Raw genomic sequence first — 19188 nt, 5'->3', positions numbered from 1 at the left:
CCTTTATGCTTGGCATCGCCGGCGACTCGGGGGTGGGGAAGACCACCATAAGCAGCGGGATCGCCCGCTTGCTGGGCCAGGAGCGCACCACCAACATCTGCGTGGACGACTACCACAAGTACGACCGCAAGCAGCGGGCTGAGCTCCAGATCACCCCCCTCAACCCCGAGTGCAACTACATGGACATCATGGAGCAGCACGTGCGGCTGTTGGCCATGGGGGAGCCCATTTTGAAGCCGGTTTACAACCACTCCACCGGCACCTTCGACCCCCCGGTGTACGTGCCCCCGCCCCGGGCTATCCAGGACGGCAACCGACTTATTCCCCGGGCGGTGGTGCTCGAGGGCCTGCTCACCCTTTACTCGGAGCGCATGCGCGACCGCTACCACCTGAAGGTCTACCTTGACCCCGAGGAAGACCTGCGCAGGGAGTGGAAGATCAAGCGCGATGTGGCCAAGCGGGGCTACACCCCCGAGCAGGTGGTGGCTGACATCGAGCGGCGTATGCCCGACTCCAAGGCCTACATCTGGCCGCAGAAGGAGCACGCAGACATGGTGGTGCGCTTCTACCGGCCGCCGGGCTACGACCCCGAGAAGCCCAGCAGCCTTTCGGTGCGCATCACTCTCCGGCGCAGCCTGCCCCGGCTCGACCTGACCGAGGTGCTGCACTCGGCCTTCGAGGACGAGCCAGCGGTGATCCGCCTCGAGGCCCGCAAGGAGGCCGACATCCTGGACATCTCGGGGGGCCTCGAGCCTGAACGGGCAGCGGTCTTTGAGCGGCTCATCTGGGAGCAGTTGGGCCCCCATGCCGAGCACTTCAACCCCGAACTCATCGGCACCTTCTGGGACAAGGGCGGCCAGAGCTACCCCCTGGCCCTCACCCAGCTCGTCATCGCATATTATCTAGTACATATGCGCGAGCAGGCCATTCAAAAAGGAGCCCTGGCCTATGCCTAAACTGCGGGTGGCGCCCTCCATCCTCACCGCCGACTTCGCCCGGCTGGGCGAGCAGATTCAGGAGGCCGAGGCGGCGGGGGTGGACTGGATCCACCTGGATGTGATGGACGGGCGCTTTGTGCCCAACCTGACCTTTGGGCCCTTGGTGGTGGAGGCCATTCGCAGGGTTACCCGGCTCCCGCTGGACGTGCACCTGATGATTGTGGAGCCGGAGCGCTACCTGAAGGACTTCGCCCAGGCTGGGGCGGACTGGATCACGGTGCACGCTGAGGCCACCCCCCACGCCCACCGCGCGGTGCAGCAGGTCAAGGAACTGGGCAAAAAGGCTGGGCTGGCCATCAACCCGGCTACGCCGCTGGAGGCCCTGCTGCCCCTCCTGCCCGAACTCGACCTGGCCCTCATCATGAGTGTGAACCCCGGCTTTGGCGGGCAGAAGTACATTCCCGCCAGTACCGAGCGCATCCGTCGGCTGGCCGTGTTGCGCGAGCACCTGAATCCAGGCTGCCTGATTGAGGTGGACGGGGGCATCAAGCCCGAGAACGTGGCCGAGGTCTACCGGGCCGGGGCTGATGTGGTGGTGGCGGGGAGTGCCTTGTTTAACAACCGGCCGGTGGCCGAGAATATGGAGAAGCTGTTAGGAGAAGCCTATGCCGTTGGCCCTAGGTAAAGACGTCCTCAACAAAGCGCGGCGCGAAGGCTACGCCGTGCCCAGCTTCAACACCAACAACCTAGAGATCACCCAGGCCATCCTCGAGACCGCCGAGGCCCTCAAGGCCCCGGTCTTCATCCAGGTCTCGGATGGGGCCCGGAAGTACGCGGGCTTGGAGAACCTGGCCAACCTGGTCAAGGACATGGCCAGCCGGGTCAGCGTGCCGGTGGTGCTGCACCTCGACCACGGCGCCGACTACAAGATGGTGCTGCAGGCCCTTCGCGCTGGGTTTACCAGCGTGATGATTGACGCCTCGCACCACCCCTTTGAAGAAAACGTGCGCGAGACCAAAAAGTGCGTGGAGGCCGCGCACGCGGTGGGGGTGAGCGTGGAGGCTGAGCTGGGGCGCCTGCAGGGCATCGAGGACAACATCGTGGTGGACGCCAAGGACGCCTTCCTCACCGACCCCGAGGAGGCCGAGCGCTTTGTGGAAGCCACCGGAATCGACTACCTGGCCATCGCCATCGGCACCTCGCATGGGGCCTACAAGGGCAAGGGGCGGCCCTATATCGACCATGCTCGGCTCGAGCAGATTGCCGCGCGGGTTTCCATTCCCCTCGTCCTGCACGGCTCCTCGGGGGTGCCGCAGTGGCTCAAGGACAAGATGAGCGCCACCGGGGCTGATCTGGGCGACCCCACCGGCATCCACGACGACGATATCCGCCGGGCTATTCCGAACGGCATCGCCAAAATCAACATTGACACCGACCTGCGCCTGGCCTTCACCGCTGGCATCCGCGAGGTGGTGATGGGCAACCCCAGGGAGTTCGACCCCCGGAAGCTTCTGGGCAAGGGGCGGGAGTACTTGAAGCAGATTATCAAGGAAAAGTTCGAGCTGATGGGCACGGTGGGACGGGCTTGAGTCGCATCGAGCAGCTCATCCAAAGCCTGCTCTGGCAGGCCCGCTGGGTGATGCTCCTACCGGTGGCAGGGCTGCTTGCCGGAGCGGTGTATTTCGCGCTGCAGACCGGGCTCGAGGTCTGGCAGGCCCTGAGCTCGGGTAGTGTGGAGAAAGCCCTGCCGCTTATGGTGGGGGCGGTAGACCTGGCCCTTCTGGCCTCGGTGCTCATCATCTTTGCCCTTGGGCTTTACGAGCTTTTCATCGCCGAGGTGAACCCCATGAAAGGTAGCCTCAATGTGCTGGTGGTCAGGAGCCTCAACGACCTCAAGACCAAGCTGGGCCAGGTCATCATGATGATCCTGGTGGTCAAGTTCTTTGAAAAAGCCCTGGCATTCTCGCCCAAAGGGGCCCTGGACTTCCTCTTCTACGCCGGCGCGGTGGCCCTCTTGGGGGCTGCTCTTTGGCTGGTTCAGGCCCGGGATAAGCCGGAAAAATAACCCGCGGTTATCGGCTAGATAACCTTAATCTAGCTGTCAGTCGCTTGCAAAAAGAACCCAAGCGCCATACTGTTTATCTGGAGGTGAACAACTTGAAGCGCAGACTCTCCCTGCTACTCACGTCGGCTGCCCTGGCCTTGGGCCTGGGTACCTATCTGTTCAGCGCGCAAACGGCTGTGGCCCAGGCCACGCCCCTCTACGCCCAGTGCCAGGGCTGCCACCAGGCCAACGGCGCCGGTGTGCCCGGGGTGTTCCCACCTTTGGCCGGCCATATCCCCGAGATTCTGGCGGTTAGGGGAGGGCGGGAGTACCTGATCCAGGTGATGCTCTACGGCCTGCAGGGCCCCATCACCATCAAGGGCACGAGGTACCAAGGGGTGATGCCGGCCTACGCCCAGCTCAAGGATGAAGACATTGCCGCTTTGCTGAACCACATCTCCACCCAGTGGGGCAACAGGTTCCCGGCCGGCCAGCAGCCCTTTACCGCGGCTGAGGTCAGGGCCCAGCGGGCCAAGACCATGACCGCGGCCCAGGTGTTGGAGGCCCGCAACAAGCTTGGGCTTAAGTAGGGGCCCCGCCCAAGCACAAAACCCCCCACCTGGTGGGGGGTTGGATTGTTTGTTGGGCTAGCGCAGGGTCCGCACGAAGTCGTCGTAGCGGAACTCGTTGGTGGCGAACCAACGCCGCGTCTCGTCGCGGAACCTCCTCCAGCCCTCGTAGATGCCGCGGAAGGTGGCGTCGCGCGCGGCAATCTCGTCGTAGAGGGCTGTGGCGGCTTGGTTGGCTGCCTGCAGCACGCTGGTGGGGTAGGGCCGGAGCTGGGTCCCCGCCCGTACCAGGCGGGCCAGAGCCGGGGCGTTCTTGGCATCGTACTCGGCCATGACCGAGTCGTTGGCCTCGCGGCTGGCGCTGATGATAGCCTCCTGATAGGCCTTGGGCAGGCTGCGCCAGCGCTCGAGGTTCACGATGGTCGAGACCGTGGAGCCAGGCTCCCACCAGCCAGGGTAGTAGTAGAAGCGGGCAGCCCTGTGCAGCCCCAGCCTTTCGTCGTCGTAGGGGCCTACCCACTCAGCCCCGTCGATGGCCCCACGCTCGAGGGCCAGATAGATCTCGCCCCCGGGCAGGGTCTGCACCGTTGCGCCCAGCCGGCTCATCACCTGGCCACCTAGGCCGGGGATGCGGAAGCGCAGCCCCCTGAGGTCCTCCGGGCCGCGGATCTCCCGGCGGAACCAGCCGCCCATCTGCACCCCGGTGTTGCCGGCGGGGAAGGTGATGGCGTTGAAGTCGGCGATCACCCGCTGCATGGCCTGCAGACCCCCGCCGAAGTAGAGCCAGGCGTTCTGCTGCCGGGGGTTGAGGCCGAAGGGCAACCCGGTGTCGAAGGCCAGCGAGGGGCTCTTGCCAATATAGTAATAGTTGGCGGTGTGGCCCATTTCCACGTTGCCGGCCTGTACCACATCTAGCACTTGCAATCCCGGTGCCAGCTCCCCTGCAGGGAAGACCTGGATCTCGAAGCGCCCCTCGGTCAGCTCAGAGACCCGCCTAGCCACCAGCTCGGCTCCCCCAAAGAGGGTGTCCAGCGAGCGGGGCCAGCTCGTGGCCATGCGCCAGCGGATGCGGGGCTGGGTCTGGGCATAGACCGGGCCGAAAACGCTGCTGGCGGCTACCGCGCCAATCCCTGCCTTTTTCAGAAACTCGCGTCGCTTCATGGGTTTCCTCCGTGGTGAAGTAAAGCCTAGATTTTAGGCACACAAGTGGGTGCTATGAGATTATATTCCCGGAATCACGGGTCATCAATAGCGGGGGTTTGGAGGGGGGGGCTAGCGGATGTAGAAGTAGGTCTCGGCGATGTCGCGCACCCTCGAGCCACTACGTTCGATGTAGAGGTAGGTCTGCTGCTCCCAGCCCGAGGCGGTATAGCGGCCCCGCAGCACAAGGCCGGGGGGATGAGGGGTATCGGTGTAGATGGCCCGCACCCGCTGGAGGCCCAGAGGAGGGCGGAGCTCGTAGCGGTAGCCAGGGGGGCCCGAGAGGAGGTGGGTCCCCGGGTTGAGGAAGAGCCGGTCGAATTCGTAGGCCACCCCGTCGGGGTCTATGGCCGCCAGGGTGATGTAGCCCGGTCGGGTAAGGCTCAGCCAGAACCTTACGCTTTCGCCGACCCGGTAACTGGAGCCGGGTCCCCGGTCGGGCTCGAACCGGGTGATGACGGGGCTGAGCTCGAGGCGCAGCCCCAGCCCCACTGTTACGGAACTGGGCGCACAGCCCGCCAGGAGCCCCAACACCACCAGCAGCACCTTGCGCATCACGACCACCTGCCTGGAATTCTAGCTCCTTTCCCCCAAAGAAACCTGAAAGAGCGCTCTAGCCCGGTTCAAAAGGGCCCAGCCGGGCCACCGGGGCAAAGCGCAGGCGGTGTTCAGGGCAGGGGCCCAGGTGCCTGAGGGCGGCCTGGTGCTGGGGGGTGCCGTAGCCCTTGTGCTGGGCGAAGCCGTAGCCAGGGTAGCGCGCCTCCAGGGCCTCCATGTAGCGGTCGCGGGCTTGCTTGGCCAGGATGCTGGCCGCAGCCACGCTGGGGCTTAGCCGGTCGGCCTTGGGAGGGGCGCAGAGGGGGGCGGTGGGGGTCTCGGCGTAGGTCCGCCAAACGGGTTCCAGGCGCAGGTAGTCGGTCAGGAGGGCCTGGGGTCGGGGTGTGAGCTGGGCCAGGGCCCGCAGGGCGGCTTGATGGGTGGCCTGCAGCACGCCCAGCCGGTCGACCTCTTCGTGGCTGGCCCAGCCCACCGCGAAGGCCAGGGCCACCTCCTTTACGAGGCTTTCCAGCGCTGCGCGCTCGGCGGGGGTGAGGGTCTTGGAGTCGGCAAAGGGGTAGGCCCCGGGACCGGGCAGGATTACCGCCGCTGCCACCACCGGTCCGGCCCAGGCCCCCCGCCCGGCCTCATCCACCCCGGCCACCCGCAGCCCCAGGTCCCACCACTCGGCCTCCAAAGGTGCTTTCATCGAGCCAGTATAGCCCGCGTTCAGACCTGGTTAAGGGGGGGTTTGCTACCCTTCCTTCGCAAAGGGGGTACCCAGTAAAGGCATGGCTGAGATTTGGCGTTGGGAGGTGCCCCTAGGAGGTAAGATGCTCTACGAGCGGCGTTCTGAAGCTCCCCGGTGTTCCGCTATGACCCGCCATAACCTCGATCCCTACGCCACCTTGGAGGTAGCCGACCCCTTGGAGGGCCTGCGCCTCAGGGTGACCCTTTGGCTTCTGCCCATGGGAGCGGCAGCAGCCCTGGCGGCTTGGGGGTTTTCGGTGGCTGCGGGTAAGCTCAACTTGCTGGATCGCTGGCTGCTCTGGCCGCTGGCCCTGTGCTTTTTGCTGCTGGAAATCTACCTTCTGCGCAACCCCGAGCGCATCCGCCAGGTCTGGCAGTTGGCCCTGGTCTTGATAGGCGTGTACGAGCTTGGGGCGGTGTACTACGAGGCTTCCCATTTCCTGCACCGCCGCGATGGCATCAGCCCTGCTTTGCTCTGGTTTCCCGTGGTCTACCTGATGGCCTTCGTGCTCCTAAGGCGCCGCCAGGCCCTGTACTTCTCCCTGGGCTACCTGGGGCTGGGGGTTTTGCTGGGGGGGCTGGGTCTGCTCCAAAGCCCGCAGATCAACCACACCGCCCTCAACACCACCCTGCAGTTTGTGCTTTCCAACCTAGCCTTCCTGATGCTCCTTTTCGTGCTGGCCTATTTGCGCCGCTACTACGCCCAAATGCACCAGATGGCCCACACCGACGCCCTCACCGGCCTGCTCAACCGGCGGGGCATGCAGGAGGTGTTGGAGCTCGAGCTGGAGCGGGCCCGGCGCTATGGGCAGCCCCTGGCCCTGCTGCTGGCCGATATAGACCGCTTCAAGCTGGTCAACGACACCTACGGCCACTCGGTGGGCGACCAGGTTTTGCGCGAGGTGGCGGCCCGGTTGCAGCGGCACCTGCGGGAGAACGACGTGCTGGCCCGCTGGGGCGGGGAGGAGTTCTTGTTGCTGGCCCCCGGAACCGACCTGCCCCAGGCCCAGCGCCTGGCCCAGCGGCTTTTGGAGGTGGTGCGCCAGAGTCCGCTGACCGGGGTTTCCGTCACGCTGAGCATCGGGGTGGCCGCCTATCGGCCCGGGGATACCCCAGCAGCCCTTTTGAGCCGGGCCGACGAGGCCATGTACCGGGCCAAGGGGGGTGGACGGGACCAGGTGGTGGCGGAGGAGGGCGAGGAGTTCCTGCCACGGGGGTTGGAGGGCTGAAGGCGATAAGCTAGAGGCATGCAGCTCGAGCTCCCCGCTCACCTCCTGCGCGACCCTCACGGCTACAGCCTCAAGTGGCACTTCTACCCCCCAGATGTGCTGCCGCTTTGGGTGGCCGACATGGACTTTCCTGTTGCCGAGGCCATCCTCCGGGCGGTGGAGGAGCGGTTGCGGCTCGGGTTGGGCTACCCCCCCCCGCGAGGGGATGGAGAGCTTTTGGAGCGCATCGTGGAAGATCAGGCCGGCAAGGGCCTGAAGGACCTCAGCCCGGAGAACCTGCTCCTCACCAGCTCGGTGGTGCCCGGCATCTATGCCAGCGTGCTGGCTTTGAGCAGCCCCGGGGATGAGGTGATTATCCAGGTTCCGGTCTACCCTCCCTTCCTGAACGCGCTGCGGGAGCACCAGCGGGAGGTGCGCTACAACCCCTTGCAGCCCACCACCCAGGGCTGGGCCATCGACTTCGAGCAGCTCGAGCGGCTGGTCACCCCCCGCACCCGGCTTTTGATGCTCTGCAACCCGCAAAACCCCACCGGCCGGGTTTTCCGGCGGGAGGAGCTTTTGCGGCTGGCCGAGTTTGCCCTGGAGCACCGGCTTTGGGTGATGGTGGACGAATTATGGGCCGATTTGGTCTTTGAAAGAGACCACGTGCCCCTGGCCTCCCTTGGTCCTGAGATTGCCCAGCGCACCGTTACCCTCACCGGTCCTGGCAAGGCCTACAACACCGCCGGGCTGGGGGGCGGGGTGGTGATCAGCCACAACCCCAGGCTCCTCGCAGCCCTGGCCCAGGTGCTCAAGGGCCTGGGGGGGCACCCCAATGTGCTCTCCATGGCGGCCTGGCGGGCAGCTTTGGAGCATGGGCGACCCTGGCTGGAGGCGGTGCGGGCCCAGCTTCGGGCCAACCGCGATTTTCTGAGCGCTTTTCTGCAAAGCCGGCTGCCCCAGGTAGGCTACACGCCCCCGGAGGGCACCTACCTGGCCTGGCTCGATTTCCGCCAGGCTTTGGGGGAGGAGGCCTACCAGAAGGTGCTCGAGCGGGGCCGGGTGGGCCTGAGCGACGGGCGAGCTTTTGGGCCTTTTTACGCCGGCTGGCTTAGGCTCAACTTTGCTACCAGCCAAAAGGTGCTGGCAGAGGCGCTGGAGCGCATCGCCGGGGTGGTGGAGGGGGTATGAGGGTGGCCTTCGTGGCCTCGGAGGCCTTCCCCTTGGCCAAGGTGGGGGGGTTGGCCGACGTGGTGGGCAGCCTGCCCCAGGCCCTGCGGCGGCTGGGGGTGGAGCCCACCGTCTTCCTGCCCTGGTACTGGGGCATCGAGGCCTACTATGTGGGCGAGGTCGGCTTCCGCTTCGCCGGGAAAGAGGAGCGGGCCGGTATCGGGCATGCCGAGCATCGCGGGGTGCGGTACGTGCTTTTGGGCCTGGGCGACTTTGCCCGGGACCGGGTCTACGGCTACCCCGACGACTTTCGCCGCTTCGTGCGCTTCGCTTTGGCAGTGGCCGAGCTCTTGCGCGACTTCGAGGTGGTGCACGCCCACGACTGGCAGGCGGCTTTGCTTCCCCTGCTGCGCAACTTGGGCTGGTTTTCCGGCCGCACGGTCTACACCATCCACAACCTGGCCTACCAGGGGGTGTGGAACCCAGAGGAGTTCTATGCCTGGACGGGCCTCCCGGGCGAGACCTACTATGGGGCAGGCCTGGAGCACCATGGCTCGGTCAACCTGATGAAGGCCGGCATCGTCAACGCCGATGCGGTGACCACGGTTTCGCCCCGGTACGCCTGGGAGATCACCACCCCCGAGGGGGGCGAGGGGCTGGATGGGGTGCTCCGGGCCCACCAGGGCAAGCTCAGGGGCATTCTGAACGGCCTGGACACCGAGTACTGGAACCCCGCCACCGACCCCTACCTGCCCTTCAACTACGACGCGAACAACCTCCTTGGGAAAACCAGGAACAAAAGCGCCCTCAAGGCCGAGCTGGGCCTGGAGGACCGCCCCACCTTGGGGGTGGTCTCCCGCTTCGTCTACCAGAAGGGCATAGACCTGATTGCCCAGGCGGTGGAGGGCCTCCTGGACCTGGGGGTCAACCTGGTGGTGCTGGGCAGCGGAGAGGCCGAGCTCGAGCACACCTTTAGCCGGCTCAGCGCCCAGCACCGAGGGCGTTTGGCCTATGTGCAGGGCTACCACGAGGCCTTGGCCCACCGCATTTACGCCGGTGCGGATGCTTTCTTGATGCCCTCGCGCTTTGAGCCCTGCGGCCTGGCCCAGCTTATCGCCATGCGCTACGGAACCCCCCCCATCGTGCGGGCGGTGGGGGGGCTTTTGGATACGGTGCGGCACTGGGAGACCGGCTTCATGTTTGAGACCGCAGACGCAGGGGGGATTCTCCACGGGGTGCGGGAGTTCTTAAAGCACCCCGACCTGGAGGCGGTGGCCAGGAGCGCCATGCGGCAGGACTTTTCCTGGGAGAACCCGGCCCGGGCCTATCAGCACCTCTACCAGCGGCTCTTGGGCCAGCCGGCCTAGCTTTCCAGCGCCAGCCGGACCAGCCGGTCGAGCAGGGCAGGGTAGGCCAGGCCCGAGGCCTCCCACAGCTTGGGGTACATGCTGGTGGGGGTGAAGCCCGGGATGGTGTTGAGCTCGTTCAGGTAGAGCTCGCCCTGGGGGGAAAGGAAGAAGTCTACCCGGGCCATGCCCCGCCCGCCCAGAAGGCGGTAGGCGCTCTGGGCCAGGTGCTGGATGCGAATCGAGAGAGCGGGGTCGATGGCTGCGGGCAGGAGCAGGCGGGCCTTGCCCGGGGTGTACTTGGTCTCGTAGTCGTAGAATTCGGCCTGGTAGGTGATCTCCCCCACCACGCTGGCCTGGACCTCCAGGTTGCCCAAAAGCCCCACCTCGAGCTCCCGCACCCCCTCCACCCCTTGCTCGATGAGCACCTTGCGGTCCCAGGCAAAGGCCTTATCCAGCGCGGGGGGCAGCTCGGCGGGGCTTCTGACCTTGGAGATGCCGACTGAAGAACCGGTGTTGGCGGGCTTGACGAAGTAGGGGGGCGGAAAGGGCAGCTCGGGCAGGGGTTCTCTTTGGCGGAGGGTGACCCAGGGTACGACCGGAATGCCGGCCTGCTGCAGAACCCGCTTGCCCAGGTCCTTGTCCATGCAAAGCCCCGAGCAGAGCACCCCAGCCCCCACGTAGGGCCGGCCCAGCAGCTCTAAAAAACCCTGCAAACAGCCATCCTCCCCCCACCTGCCGTGCAGAAGGGGAAAGACCACATCGTAGCTGTTCCAGGCGATGGGAGGGGGAAAGGGGTGGAAGCCCTGTTCGGCCACCCCTGCCAGGAGGGCCTTCTCTGCCTCATCGCCTAAGCACCACCGCCCGTCCTTGGCTATTACTGCCAGCTCGGTAGGGTGGGGCATGGCGGCGAGGACCCCTCGCGCCGAGGCCAGGGAGACCTCGTGCTCGCCGGGAGGCCCCCCGGCAATGAGTAAGATGCGTAACCTACTCATATTGCGCATTGTAGCAGCGGACGTCAGGTATAGACTGGGGGTGTGAGCTGGGTGGCGGTCTTCCTGGTGCTCTTTTGCCTCATCGGGCTTTTTGGCCTGGTCCACTACTGGGGCCACAAGCGGGTGGAAAGGGCCCAGCAGGCCTGGTTCCGCCAGGTGCTGGGGGAGGGGGTAGATCTGGAGGCTTTCCTGGCCCAGGCCCCCTACGAGTACCGCCCGCTTGCGAGCGGACGGGCCTACGGCATCCTGGACAAGCGCACCGGGGAAGAGGTGGGCCAGGCCAGGACCCCTGAGGAGGCCGAGGCCTGGATTGTGCTCCGCACCCTGCGCGAGCAGGGCCGTCTGCCCCGTTCGGAGGATGGTCCATGAGACTCTCGGGCAAGGTCGTGGTGGTAACAGGCGGGGGCAGCGGCATCGGCCGAGCTCTGGTGCTTCAGCTTCTGGGCAAGGGGGCACAGGTGGCGGCGGTGGACATCAACGAAAAAGCCCTTCAGGAGACCATGGCGCTGGCGCAGGGTTCTAAACAGCTTTCCACCCATGTCGCCAACATCGCCGAGCAGGAGGCGGTGGAGGCATTGCCCGCTGAGGTGGTGGTCCGGCATGGGGTTGTGGACGCTCTTATCAACAACGCAGGTATCATCCAGCCCTTCGTGCGGCTACAGGATTTGGGGTATGAGGCCATCGAACGGGTGATGCGGGTCAACTTCTACGGTACCCTTTACATGACCAAGGCTTTTCTGCCCCATCTCCTGGCCCGCCCCGAGGCCCACATCGTGAACATTTCGAGCATGGGTGGTTTTCTTCCCGTGCCAGGCCAGAGCCTCTACGGGGCCTCCAAGGCTGCGGTGAAGCTTCTGACCGAAGGGCTATATGCCGAGCTTCTAGGCACCTCGGTGCGGGTTACCGTGGTCTTTCCAGGGGCGGTGGCCACCGGCATAGCCGCGCACTCGGGGGTGGAGGTGGCTTCAGCCGGCAGGCGCCCTGCTATCCAGCCCCTGGCCCCTGAGGAGGCGGCTCGGCGTATTCTGGCTGGGGTAGAGCGGGACCGTTTCCGGGTGCTGGTGGGGCCGGATGCCCGGCTGATGGACCTTCTTTACCGCCTGGCCCCGGCCTGGGCCACCCGCTTTATAAGGCGGCAGATGGGGGCCCTTCTGGAACGCTAGGGCCAGGCCCGATTGTAAGGCCAGCCCTACCCCACCCCTCCTGGGGTGGGTTAGTCTCTAACCTATGGTTGTCCTGGAGATTGAGGGCATGAGCTGCCAGAACTGCGTGCGGCATGTGATGGAGGCGCTGAAGAGGGTACCCGGGGTGGTGCGGGTGGAGGTCTCGCTCGAGCCGGGCCAGGCCCGGGTGGAGGGGCAGGCAGCCCCTGAGGCCCTGGTGCGGGCGGTGGAGGAGGAGGGCTACAGGGCCCGGGTGGCCTGATGCCGCGCGGGCACCTGCACCTGGAGCCCAAGGTGCGGCAGGAGGCCAGGCTCCGCCTGCTCTCGGCCAAGGGGCATCTGGAGGGGGTTATCCGGATGCTGGAGGGCGAGCCCTACTGCGTGGATGTGCTCAAGCAACTCAAGGCGGTGCAGGGCGCTTTGGACAAGGTGGGCGAGATGGTGCTCAGGAGCCACCTCGAGCACCACGTGGCCAGCGCCGCTTTACGGGGTGAGGCCAAGGAGATGGTGGACGAGCTGATGGAGGTGCTGAAGTGCCGTTGAAAGAGGTCCGGATTGGCATCCAGGGCATGACCTGCGCGGCCTGCGTGGCCCGTGTGGAGCGGGGCTTGCAGAAGGTGGAGGGGGTGGAGCGGGCCCAGGTCAGCCTGGCGACCGAACAGGCCTGCATCGCCTACGACCCCGAGAAGGTGAGCCCTGCACTGCTTGTTGCCAAAATTGAGGAAGCCGGGTACAAACCCCTGGTGGCCGAGCTCGAGCTTGCCATCACCGGCATGACCTGCGCGGCCTGCGCGGGTCGGGTTGAGCGGGCCTTGCAAAAAACCGAAGGGGTGCTAAAGGCCAGCGTCAACCTCGCCACCGAGCGGGCCAGCATCCAGTACCTGCCCGCCCTCACCGGGCCGGCCCAGCTCAAACGGGCCGTGCGGGAGGCGGGCTACGGGGTGCTCGAGGCCCAGCGCACCGATGTAGAACGCGAAGCCCGCGAGCGGGAAGTCGCTTCGCTCCGGCAGGCCTTCACCTTTGCCTACTACTTTTCGCTGCCGCTCTTCTTGCTGGCCATGCTACCCATGCTCTGGATGCCGGCCCATATGTTCCTGCACTCACTGGCCCCCGAAGGGGTGTGGAACTGGGTCATGTTGGCCCTGGCCACCCCGGTGCAGTTTGGGCCGGGGCTGCGCTTTTATCGGCACGGCTTTGCGGCCCTGCGGGCGGGTTCGCCCGACATGAACAGCCTGGTCATGCTGGGCACCTCGGCGGCCTACTTCTATAGCCTGGCAGTGGTGCTCTTTCCCCAGGTCTTCCCCCCACAGGCCCGGCACGTCTACTTCGAGGCGGCGGCGGTGGTCATCACGCTGGTCTTGCTGGGCAAGTACCTCGAGGCCATCGCCAAGGGCCGCGCCAGCGAGGCCATGAAGAAGCTCCTGGGCTTGCAGGCCCGCACCGCCCGGGTGCTCAGGGACCAGGCCGAGTTGGAAGTGCCTTTAGACGAGGTGCGGGTGGGCGATTTGGTGGTGGTGCGCCCTGGGGAGAAAATCCCGGTGGACGGGGTGGTGGTCTCGGGGCATAGCTACGTGGACGAGAGCATGCTCACCGGCGAACCCCTCCCGGTGGCCAAAAGCGAGGGGGCCAAAGTGGTGGGGGGTACGCTCAACCAGAACGGCACCCTGACCTTCCGCGCCACGGCGGTGGGGGAGGGAACGGTGCTGGCCCAGATTATCCGGCTGGTGGAGCAGGCCCAGGCCACCAAGCCTCCTATTCAGAACCTGGCCGACCGGGTGGTGGCGGTCTTCATGCCCGTTGTGCTGGTCATCGCGGCCCTCACGGCGGGGGTGTGGCTGGTCTTTGGCGGCGAGAATGCCCTGACCCTGGCCCTGGTGAACACGGTGGCGGTGCTGATCATCGCCTGCCCCTGCGCCATGGGGCTCGCCACCCCCACCAGCCTGATGGTGGGCATGGGCAAGGCCGCCCAGATGGGGGTTCTGTTCCGCAGTGGGGAGGCTTTGCAAACCCTGCAAGAGGCCTGCATCGTAGCGTTCGACAAAACCGGCACCCTGACCAAAGGCCGCCCCGAACTCACCGACTTTGAAACCCTAAACCTCGACCGGGCGGAGGTGCTCAGGCTTTTGGCTTCCCTCGAGCAAAAATCGGAGCACCCCATCGCCCAGGCCATCGTGCGGGCTGCCCGGGCCCAGGGGCTAGAGTTGTTGGAGCCGCTCGATTTTAGGGCCCTGCCGGGCCTGGGGGTGAGCGGGCAGGTCGCTCACTACCGTGTGGAGGTGGGCTCGGAAGGCTACATGGCCCAATTGGGGATCAGCGTTGCCCCATTTGCGCCCCAGGCCAGACTGCTCGCCGAGCAGGGCAAGACCCCGCTCTACGCCGCCATCAACGGCCAACTGGCAGCGGTTCTGGCGGTGGCCGATTCCATCAAGGAAGAAGCCCCATCAGCCCTCCAGGCCCTGCACCGGCTGGGCTTCCGGGTGGCCATGATCACCGGCGATAACCGCCTGACCGCCCAGGCCATCGCCCGCCAACTGGGCATAGACCAGGTGCTGGCCGAGGTGCTGCCCCAGGGCAAGGCCCAGGCGGTAGAGCAACTAAAGCGTTCGGGGGCCAAGGTGGTCTTTGTGGGCGACGGCCTCAACGACGCCCCGGCCCTGGCCCAGGCCGATGTGGGGCTGGCCATCGGCACCGGCACCGACGTGGCCGTGGAGACTGCCGATGTCATTCTGATCTCGGGCGACCTGCGCGGGGTGCCCAATGCCATCGCGCTGGGCCGGGCCACTTTGCGCAACATCCGGCTCAACCTGTTCTGGGCCTTCGCCTACAACGCGCTTTTGATTCCGGTGGCCGCCGGGGTGCTCTACCCCTTTACCGGCTGGCTGCTCTCGCCCATGCTGGCCGGGGCGGCCATGGGGCTTTCCTCGCTGTTTGTGCTGTCCAACGCCCTGCGGCTGCGCTCCTTCAGGGCGCCGCTGGGTTCCTGGGTCGAGGCACGGGCGGGAAAGCCGGTTCCTCAGGTATGAGTTTTTTAGTGGAAACCCCCAATCAACACAGGTGGCTAACGCCCGCTTGCGGGTTAGTTCATAACAAGTCTGAGGAGGCGCATATGCACGCAAAAATGTTCGGCTTCGTAGCGGCCCTGCTGCTCGGGTGGGGCCTGGCCCAGAGCGACCACGGCGCACACGGCGGTATGGCCATGCAGTCCATGACCGAGCTCAAAAAGCTCTCGGGGCGCGACTTCGACATCGCCTACATGTCCATGATGATCGAACACCACAGGGGAGCGGTGGAGATGGCGGAGGCCATACTGAAGCTCTCGAAGGAGGCCCGCATCCGCAAGGCGGCCCAGGAGATTATTGCCGTGCAGAACAAGGAAATTGCCCAGCTTACGGGCTGGCTCAAAGCCTGGTACGGCGTGGCCCCCAGCCCGCGCTACCTGCAGATGATGCGGGCCGGTATGGAGCCCATGCAGAGGAGCACCCGGCAGGGGATGCAGACCGGGCGGGCCGAAAGGGCCTTTCTGGAGGGCATGATTCCCCACCACGAAGAGGCCGTGGCGATGTCTCGCCTTTGCTTGCAGAAAGCGGGCCGGCTCGAGCTCAAGCGCTTTTGCCAGGAGGTAATTGCGCTGCAGAGTCGGGAGGTGGCCCAGTTTCGGGCTTGGCTCGAGGCGATGCGCTAGCCTTGGGAGAGCAGTTCCCCTAGCTCTTCTGGCGGTGGAAAAGCCTTCACCACCCCAGGGTCGAAGCGCGGGTCTTTTCGGAGCGCCTCCAGCGCCTCCTTGGGGTCTTTCATGCTTCGAAGAGCCTGGATGAACCCGTGGGCCGCCTGAAGCACCCGCGCCGCCCAAGGGATGGGCTCGCTGCCCCGGCCGGCCTTCCCTTCCCAGGGGCTGTGCAGGTAAAGCAGCATCCGTGCTGCCTCGCGCAGAAGCCCGTTGGGCAGTGTCATTTCTGGGTTGGGGCGCAGCTCGCCCGTGGCAAGCTGCAAAAGGTAGCAGCCGGCCTGGAGCGCGTTCATTTCCTCTGGACCCAGCCCGAGCCTGGCCCCCAGCCGCCGGGCCAGCCGAACCAGGGGGGTCTGGTACTGGGCCAGGGCGTGAGGGGGCGGACCGGGGGCCCGGCTTTTGCGCTGGAGTTTGTCTTTGTACATGCGGTCATCGGCCAACTGCCAGAGGCTTTCGGGGTCGGCGGCGTCCTGCGGATAGATTGCGTAGCCCAGGCTGACCCGCAGGTAGGTGTTTTCTGCCACCCGGATCTCCTCGATCAGCGCCCGGTAGCGTTCGGCTACGCGCAGGGGCTTGAGATGGCCGGGCCCTTCAATGAGGAGGGCAAACTCATCGCCCCCAAGCCGGTAGGCCCGGTCGCCCGCCCGGGCTTTGGAGCGCAAGACCCCCCCTAGCCGGGCCAGGACGTGGTCGGCCTGCACATGCCCGTAGGTGTCGTTGATCTGCTTGAAGCTGTCCAGGTCGAACAGCACCAGCATGGTCAGGCGCCGGTCCGGGCTTTCCTGAATTCTCTTGAGATCGTGCTCGAAGGCCCGACGGTTGCCCAACCCGGTTAGGGGGTCGGTCAGCGCGGCCCGGGCCAGCTCCTGCCGCAGGGTCCACTCTGTCTGAACCACCCCGATGGCCGCGGCCATGTCCCTCAGCAGGGCCTGGGTCTGGGCGTCGGGCAGCCAGTTGGGCTGGGTACTGAAGAACAGCAAGGCGTGGCTTTGCCGGGGGATGGGCAGGGCGAACAGGCTGCGCAGCCCGGCCTCGACCAGCGCAGGGCAGGCCTTGGGGTACAGGTCGTAACGGGGAATCCCGATCTGCTGCCCGCTTTTTAGACTTTCACCCAGGCCGTGCTGGAGGGCCAGCTCGACCGGCAGCCCGGCCCCCCAGCCGGCCTGGACTAGGGTGCGGACCGGGCCCTCGAGCTGGACGAGGCGGGCCCCTTCGGCTTCCAGGAGGCGGGTGGCCTCTTCCAGGGTGTCCCGGAGGTGGAGCTCGAGCCAGGAGGGGAGGTCCGTTTTCTCCGAAGGCTCTGGGGTAGACCGCTGCTGGGTGCCGAGCAGGGTGTTGATTAGGGAAAGCCACAGTCCCCTACGCTCGGCGGCTTCCCGCAGGTATACGGCGCGCAGGAGGGGGGCCAGCCCTTTTACGAGCGACCCCAGCTTTTGGGCCTTGGCCCGCTGCGGGAAGGGGGTGTAGAGGTGCAGCAAGGCCCAGACCCGCTCTTCTTCAGCCAGGGGCAGGATGAGGTTGCTGCCCCGCTCGAGCCCTTCCAGCCAGGCCGGCGCCTGGGGCAGCAGGCGCAGCAGGAGGTGGGCTCCCTCGAGGAGGGCGGGCCGGCCCCGGCGCCAGTCCCTAAGGCTTCCCCGGTAGGCCTTGCGGAAGGCGCCTTCGCCCACCTTGCCTACCTCTTCTGGCCTTAGGACAGGTAGCCCCAGATGGGCCTTCAGGCCAAACTGTCCGGGGCTTTCCTCGACCCACCAGAAGCCCTGCGCCCCCGGGGGAAGGCTTTTTAGTATTTTATCCAGACTTCGCTCAAAGGCTTGTTTGCTGCTGGCAGAGAGTAATTCCCTAGCAAGGGTGGTCGTGAGGCCCGCCTTCAGCCGGCGGGAGCGGGACGGAACTGGCATTTAGAACCTCCAATAATTTCCGCAGGAGACCCTATGTGCCGGCTAGGACCCGGATAGGTGGTTTCAAAGAAGCTTAGCGCCCAATTCAGCGGGGAATCCTCTTTCCACACGGCCCCACTCCATTTCTGGGGCCAATGTAATGGAAAGGCGCTGGTTTTGCGACCCTGGATGACCGTTACGGCAGGGCAATTGACCCCGCACAAAGCCGAGGGCGTTACGCGGCTTTTCAGCGCTTGATGGACCCCACCGCGCTTATGGCCTGTTCGGCTGGGCTCATCCGGAGCCGCTTGCCCAGCTCGCGCCACCAGATGTAGGCAGGGCTGTCCAGGCGCCGGATCTGGTCCATGGGGGTTGTCTTGCGCCAGGCCCTGAGGCGGAGCAGGACCAGATTCAAAAACAGGTCGCGGTACTCGGGGCTGGTGCGTTCGAGGTGGAAGTGAAAGCGCAGACCGCGGTGCTGAGAGAAGGTGATGATCAGGGGCACCCCCTCCGGTCCCTCCACCGGGATTTCCACCGTGGTGTCGGTGAGGGAGGAAGCGGTGAACTCATACTCATCTTGAATCATACCGAGCTCCAATAGGATGAGGGCAAAAGCGCGCATCTCCAGGCCGTTTAGCTCGCGGTATATGCGATCGAAGAGTTCGTAGGTGGTGCTGTAGTGGAATTGCTCGCCCTCCTCTTCGGCCCACCACATGGCGTACTGCCCCTTGGGGGCGCTCAGGGTGGCCTGGATGTAGAGCCGGTCCCGCCGGGCTACGGTCTCAATCTCGGCTGGGTAAATCGAAAGCAGGTCGTCGGTGCTGTAGAATATGGGGCGAATCCTCCCCCACTTCTGCGCCAGCTCGAGCACCGCCACATAGTGGGCCGCGGCCTTTTCGTCGGCCACCGGGTAGAAGAAGAGGTCGTACTCCAGCGTTCCATCCCGTACCCTGAGCGGAATCTCCAACACCCCCTCCCGGGTGAGCCGCAGCACATCGGCCTCCAGCACCTGTAGCCCCGAGCGGCGAAAGACCGTCTCGATGGTGGTGGCAAAGATCAGGCGGTTGGCCGCCTGGGCTTCCGGGGCCTCGCTGGCGATCAGCCCCTCGAGCCGCACCCTGGGCCAATGGGCTGGGGCGTTGGTGAAGAGCTCGAGCATGGACGGCGAAACCTCCCCTAAACTCAAGGGTAATCCTCCCATTTTCACCCTTCTGTGATATTTTTGGGATGGCTGCTCGCGTTTAGACTCCCGGTATGGAGCTGCCGATACTGCTGATCGGATTCCGGGGTTTGCTCAACCTCCTGGTGCTCCTTGGGTTAGGGGCTTTCCTCCTCCTCAGTTTTTCCCTTTTGCTGCGAGAGCCGGCCCCCTGGCAGGCCCGCTTTTTTCGGGCGGTTGCACTTCTGGCGGTGGTGGCCTATACGGTGGAGTTGTTGGTACGCACCCTCCTGATGGGAGGGATGGCTTGGCTGCATGCCGTGTATGGCCTGATGGCCGCAGGGATCCTTTGGTTTGTGAGCGGACTGGAGCCCGAAGGTTGGCTGCGCAAAAGCCTGGAAAAACCTCCTGAGCGGGTGGGACCCTACTTCTTTTGGGCGGCTTTGGTGGGCCTTTTGCTTTGGTGGCGCTTCATTGAGACGGGAATAGCTCGCTGAGGCTTTTT

General features: G+C 65.5%; 21 protein-coding genes. 15 read left to right on the top strand and 6 right to left on the bottom strand.

Annotated elements, in window-relative coordinates; translation table 11 throughout:
* Window positions 1–5 precede the first annotated feature (5 nt).
* The 5 genes from DV704_RS07360 (at window position 6) to DV704_RS07340 (ending at window position 3572) form a co-directional block, all read left to right on the top strand.
* Entirely contained in the window at window positions 6–956 is a 951-nt protein-coding gene (locus DV704_RS07360) for a phosphoribulokinase (RefSeq protein WP_233498289.1), read from the top strand.
* A complete protein-coding gene (rpe, locus tag DV704_RS07355; protein ID WP_114798931.1) occupies window positions 949–1623 on the top strand; it encodes a ribulose-phosphate 3-epimerase in 675 nt (224 codons plus the stop codon). Before DV704_RS07360 ends, rpe begins: the two co-directional genes overlap by 8 nt.
* Entirely contained in the window at window positions 1604–2527 is a 924-nt protein-coding gene (gene fba, locus DV704_RS07350) for a class II fructose-1,6-bisphosphate aldolase (RefSeq protein ID WP_114798930.1), read from the top strand. Before rpe ends, fba begins: the two co-directional genes overlap by 20 nt.
* Window positions 2524–3003: a YqhA family protein gene (locus DV704_RS07345; protein ID WP_255419444.1), complete on the top strand. Its 480-nt coding sequence runs from the start codon at window positions 2524–2526 to the stop codon at window positions 3001–3003. Before fba ends, DV704_RS07345 begins: the two co-directional genes overlap by 4 nt.
* 92 nt (window positions 3004–3095) lie before the next feature.
* On the top strand, window positions 3096–3572 hold the full coding sequence (locus DV704_RS07340) for a cytochrome c (protein WP_114798976.1): 477 nt from the start codon (window positions 3096–3098) through the stop codon (window positions 3570–3572).
* A gap of 57 nt (window positions 3573–3629) precedes the next feature.
* On the opposite strand, the gene DV704_RS07335 is transcribed toward DV704_RS07340, so the two are convergent.
* The 3 genes from DV704_RS07335 to DV704_RS07325 all read right to left on the bottom strand — a co-directional run bounded on the left by DV704_RS07335 (window position 3630) and on the right by DV704_RS07325 (window position 5997).
* Window positions 3630–4712 carry a TRAP transporter substrate-binding protein gene (locus tag DV704_RS07335; RefSeq protein ID WP_114798929.1) on the bottom strand — a complete coding sequence of 361 codons (1083 nt, stop codon included), beginning with the start codon at window positions 4710–4712 and terminating at the stop codon, window positions 3630–3632.
* A gap of 111 nt (window positions 4713–4823) precedes the next feature.
* Window positions 4824–5306 carry a DUF4384 domain-containing protein gene (locus tag DV704_RS07330; RefSeq protein ID WP_114798928.1) on the bottom strand — a complete coding sequence of 161 codons (483 nt, stop codon included), beginning with the start codon at window positions 5304–5306 and terminating at the stop codon, window positions 4824–4826.
* A 58-nt stretch (window positions 5307–5364) separates the two neighbouring features.
* Window positions 5365–5997, bottom strand: a complete 633-nt coding sequence (locus DV704_RS07325) for a ribonuclease HII (protein WP_114798927.1) — start codon at window positions 5995–5997, stop codon at window positions 5365–5367.
* An 82-nt stretch (window positions 5998–6079) separates the two neighbouring features.
* Between DV704_RS07325 and DV704_RS07320 the strand changes: the two genes are divergently transcribed.
* The 3 genes from DV704_RS07320 to DV704_RS07310 are packed head-to-tail and all read left to right on the top strand — an operon-like array spanning window position 6080 to window position 9783.
* Window positions 6080–7267, top strand: coding sequence for a diguanylate cyclase (locus DV704_RS07320; protein ID WP_233498288.1), 1188 nt, complete (start codon window positions 6080–6082; stop codon window positions 7265–7267).
* A gap of 18 nt (window positions 7268–7285) precedes the next feature.
* On the top strand, window positions 7286–8437 hold the full coding sequence (locus DV704_RS07315) for a MalY/PatB family protein (protein WP_114798925.1): 1152 nt from the start codon (window positions 7286–7288) through the stop codon (window positions 8435–8437).
* On the top strand, window positions 8434–9783 hold the full coding sequence (locus DV704_RS07310; RefSeq protein WP_114798924.1) for a glycogen synthase: 1350 nt from the start codon (window positions 8434–8436) through the stop codon (window positions 9781–9783). The genes DV704_RS07315 and DV704_RS07310 overlap by 4 nt, the downstream gene beginning before the upstream one ends.
* Here the strand turns inward: DV704_RS07310 and DV704_RS07305 are convergent.
* Window positions 9780–10757, bottom strand: coding sequence for a D-alanine--D-alanine ligase family protein (locus DV704_RS07305; protein WP_114798923.1), 978 nt, complete (start codon window positions 10755–10757; stop codon window positions 9780–9782). The genes DV704_RS07310 and DV704_RS07305 overlap by 4 nt on opposite strands.
* Before the next feature lie 42 nt (window positions 10758–10799).
* Between DV704_RS07305 and DV704_RS07300 the strand changes: the two genes are divergently transcribed.
* From DV704_RS07300 to DV704_RS07275, 6 genes are all read left to right on the top strand, one after another.
* Window positions 10800–11126: a hypothetical protein gene (locus DV704_RS07300; protein WP_114798922.1), complete on the top strand. Its 327-nt coding sequence runs from the start codon at window positions 10800–10802 to the stop codon at window positions 11124–11126.
* On the top strand, window positions 11123–11920 hold the full coding sequence (locus tag DV704_RS07295; protein ID WP_114798921.1) for an SDR family oxidoreductase: 798 nt from the start codon (window positions 11123–11125) through the stop codon (window positions 11918–11920). Before DV704_RS07300 ends, DV704_RS07295 begins: the two co-directional genes overlap by 4 nt.
* Window positions 11921–11984: 64 nt before the next feature.
* The gene (locus tag DV704_RS07290; protein WP_114798920.1) at window positions 11985–12182 is read left to right on the top strand and encodes a heavy-metal-associated domain-containing protein; all 198 of its coding nucleotides are present in this window, start codon (window positions 11985–11987) and stop codon (window positions 12180–12182) included.
* The gene (locus tag DV704_RS07285) at window positions 12182–12463 is read left to right on the top strand and encodes a metal-sensitive transcriptional regulator (protein WP_114798919.1); all 282 of its coding nucleotides are present in this window, start codon (window positions 12182–12184) and stop codon (window positions 12461–12463) included. The genes DV704_RS07290 and DV704_RS07285 overlap by 1 nt, the downstream gene beginning before the upstream one ends.
* Entirely contained in the window at window positions 12460–14943 is a 2484-nt protein-coding gene (locus tag DV704_RS07280; RefSeq protein WP_114798918.1) for a heavy metal translocating P-type ATPase, read from the top strand. Before DV704_RS07285 ends, DV704_RS07280 begins: the two co-directional genes overlap by 4 nt.
* Before the next feature lie 83 nt (window positions 14944–15026).
* Window positions 15027–15602, top strand: coding sequence for a DUF305 domain-containing protein (locus tag DV704_RS07275; RefSeq protein ID WP_114798917.1), 576 nt, complete (start codon window positions 15027–15029; stop codon window positions 15600–15602).
* On the opposite strand, the gene DV704_RS07270 is transcribed toward DV704_RS07275, so the two are convergent.
* A complete protein-coding gene (locus tag DV704_RS07270; RefSeq protein ID WP_147279594.1) occupies window positions 15599–17314 on the bottom strand; it encodes a diguanylate cyclase in 1716 nt (571 codons plus the stop codon). The genes DV704_RS07275 and DV704_RS07270 overlap by 4 nt on opposite strands.
* A 457-nt stretch (window positions 17315–17771) precedes the next feature.
* Window positions 17772–18683, bottom strand: coding sequence for a hypothetical protein (locus DV704_RS07265; RefSeq protein WP_114798915.1), 912 nt, complete (start codon window positions 18681–18683; stop codon window positions 17772–17774).
* A gap of 95 nt (window positions 18684–18778) precedes the next feature.
* On the opposite strand from DV704_RS07265, the gene DV704_RS07260 reads away from it, so the two are divergent.
* Window positions 18779–19180, top strand: coding sequence for a hypothetical protein (locus tag DV704_RS07260; protein WP_114798914.1), 402 nt, complete (start codon window positions 18779–18781; stop codon window positions 19178–19180).
* Window positions 19181–19188: the final 8 nt, after the last annotated feature.

The sequence above is a fragment of the Meiothermus sp. QL-1 genome (assembly GCF_003351145.1).
Lineage (GTDB): Bacteria > Deinococcota > Deinococci > Deinococcales > Thermaceae > Meiothermus.
This window is presented reverse-complemented; position numbering and strand designations above follow the sequence as displayed.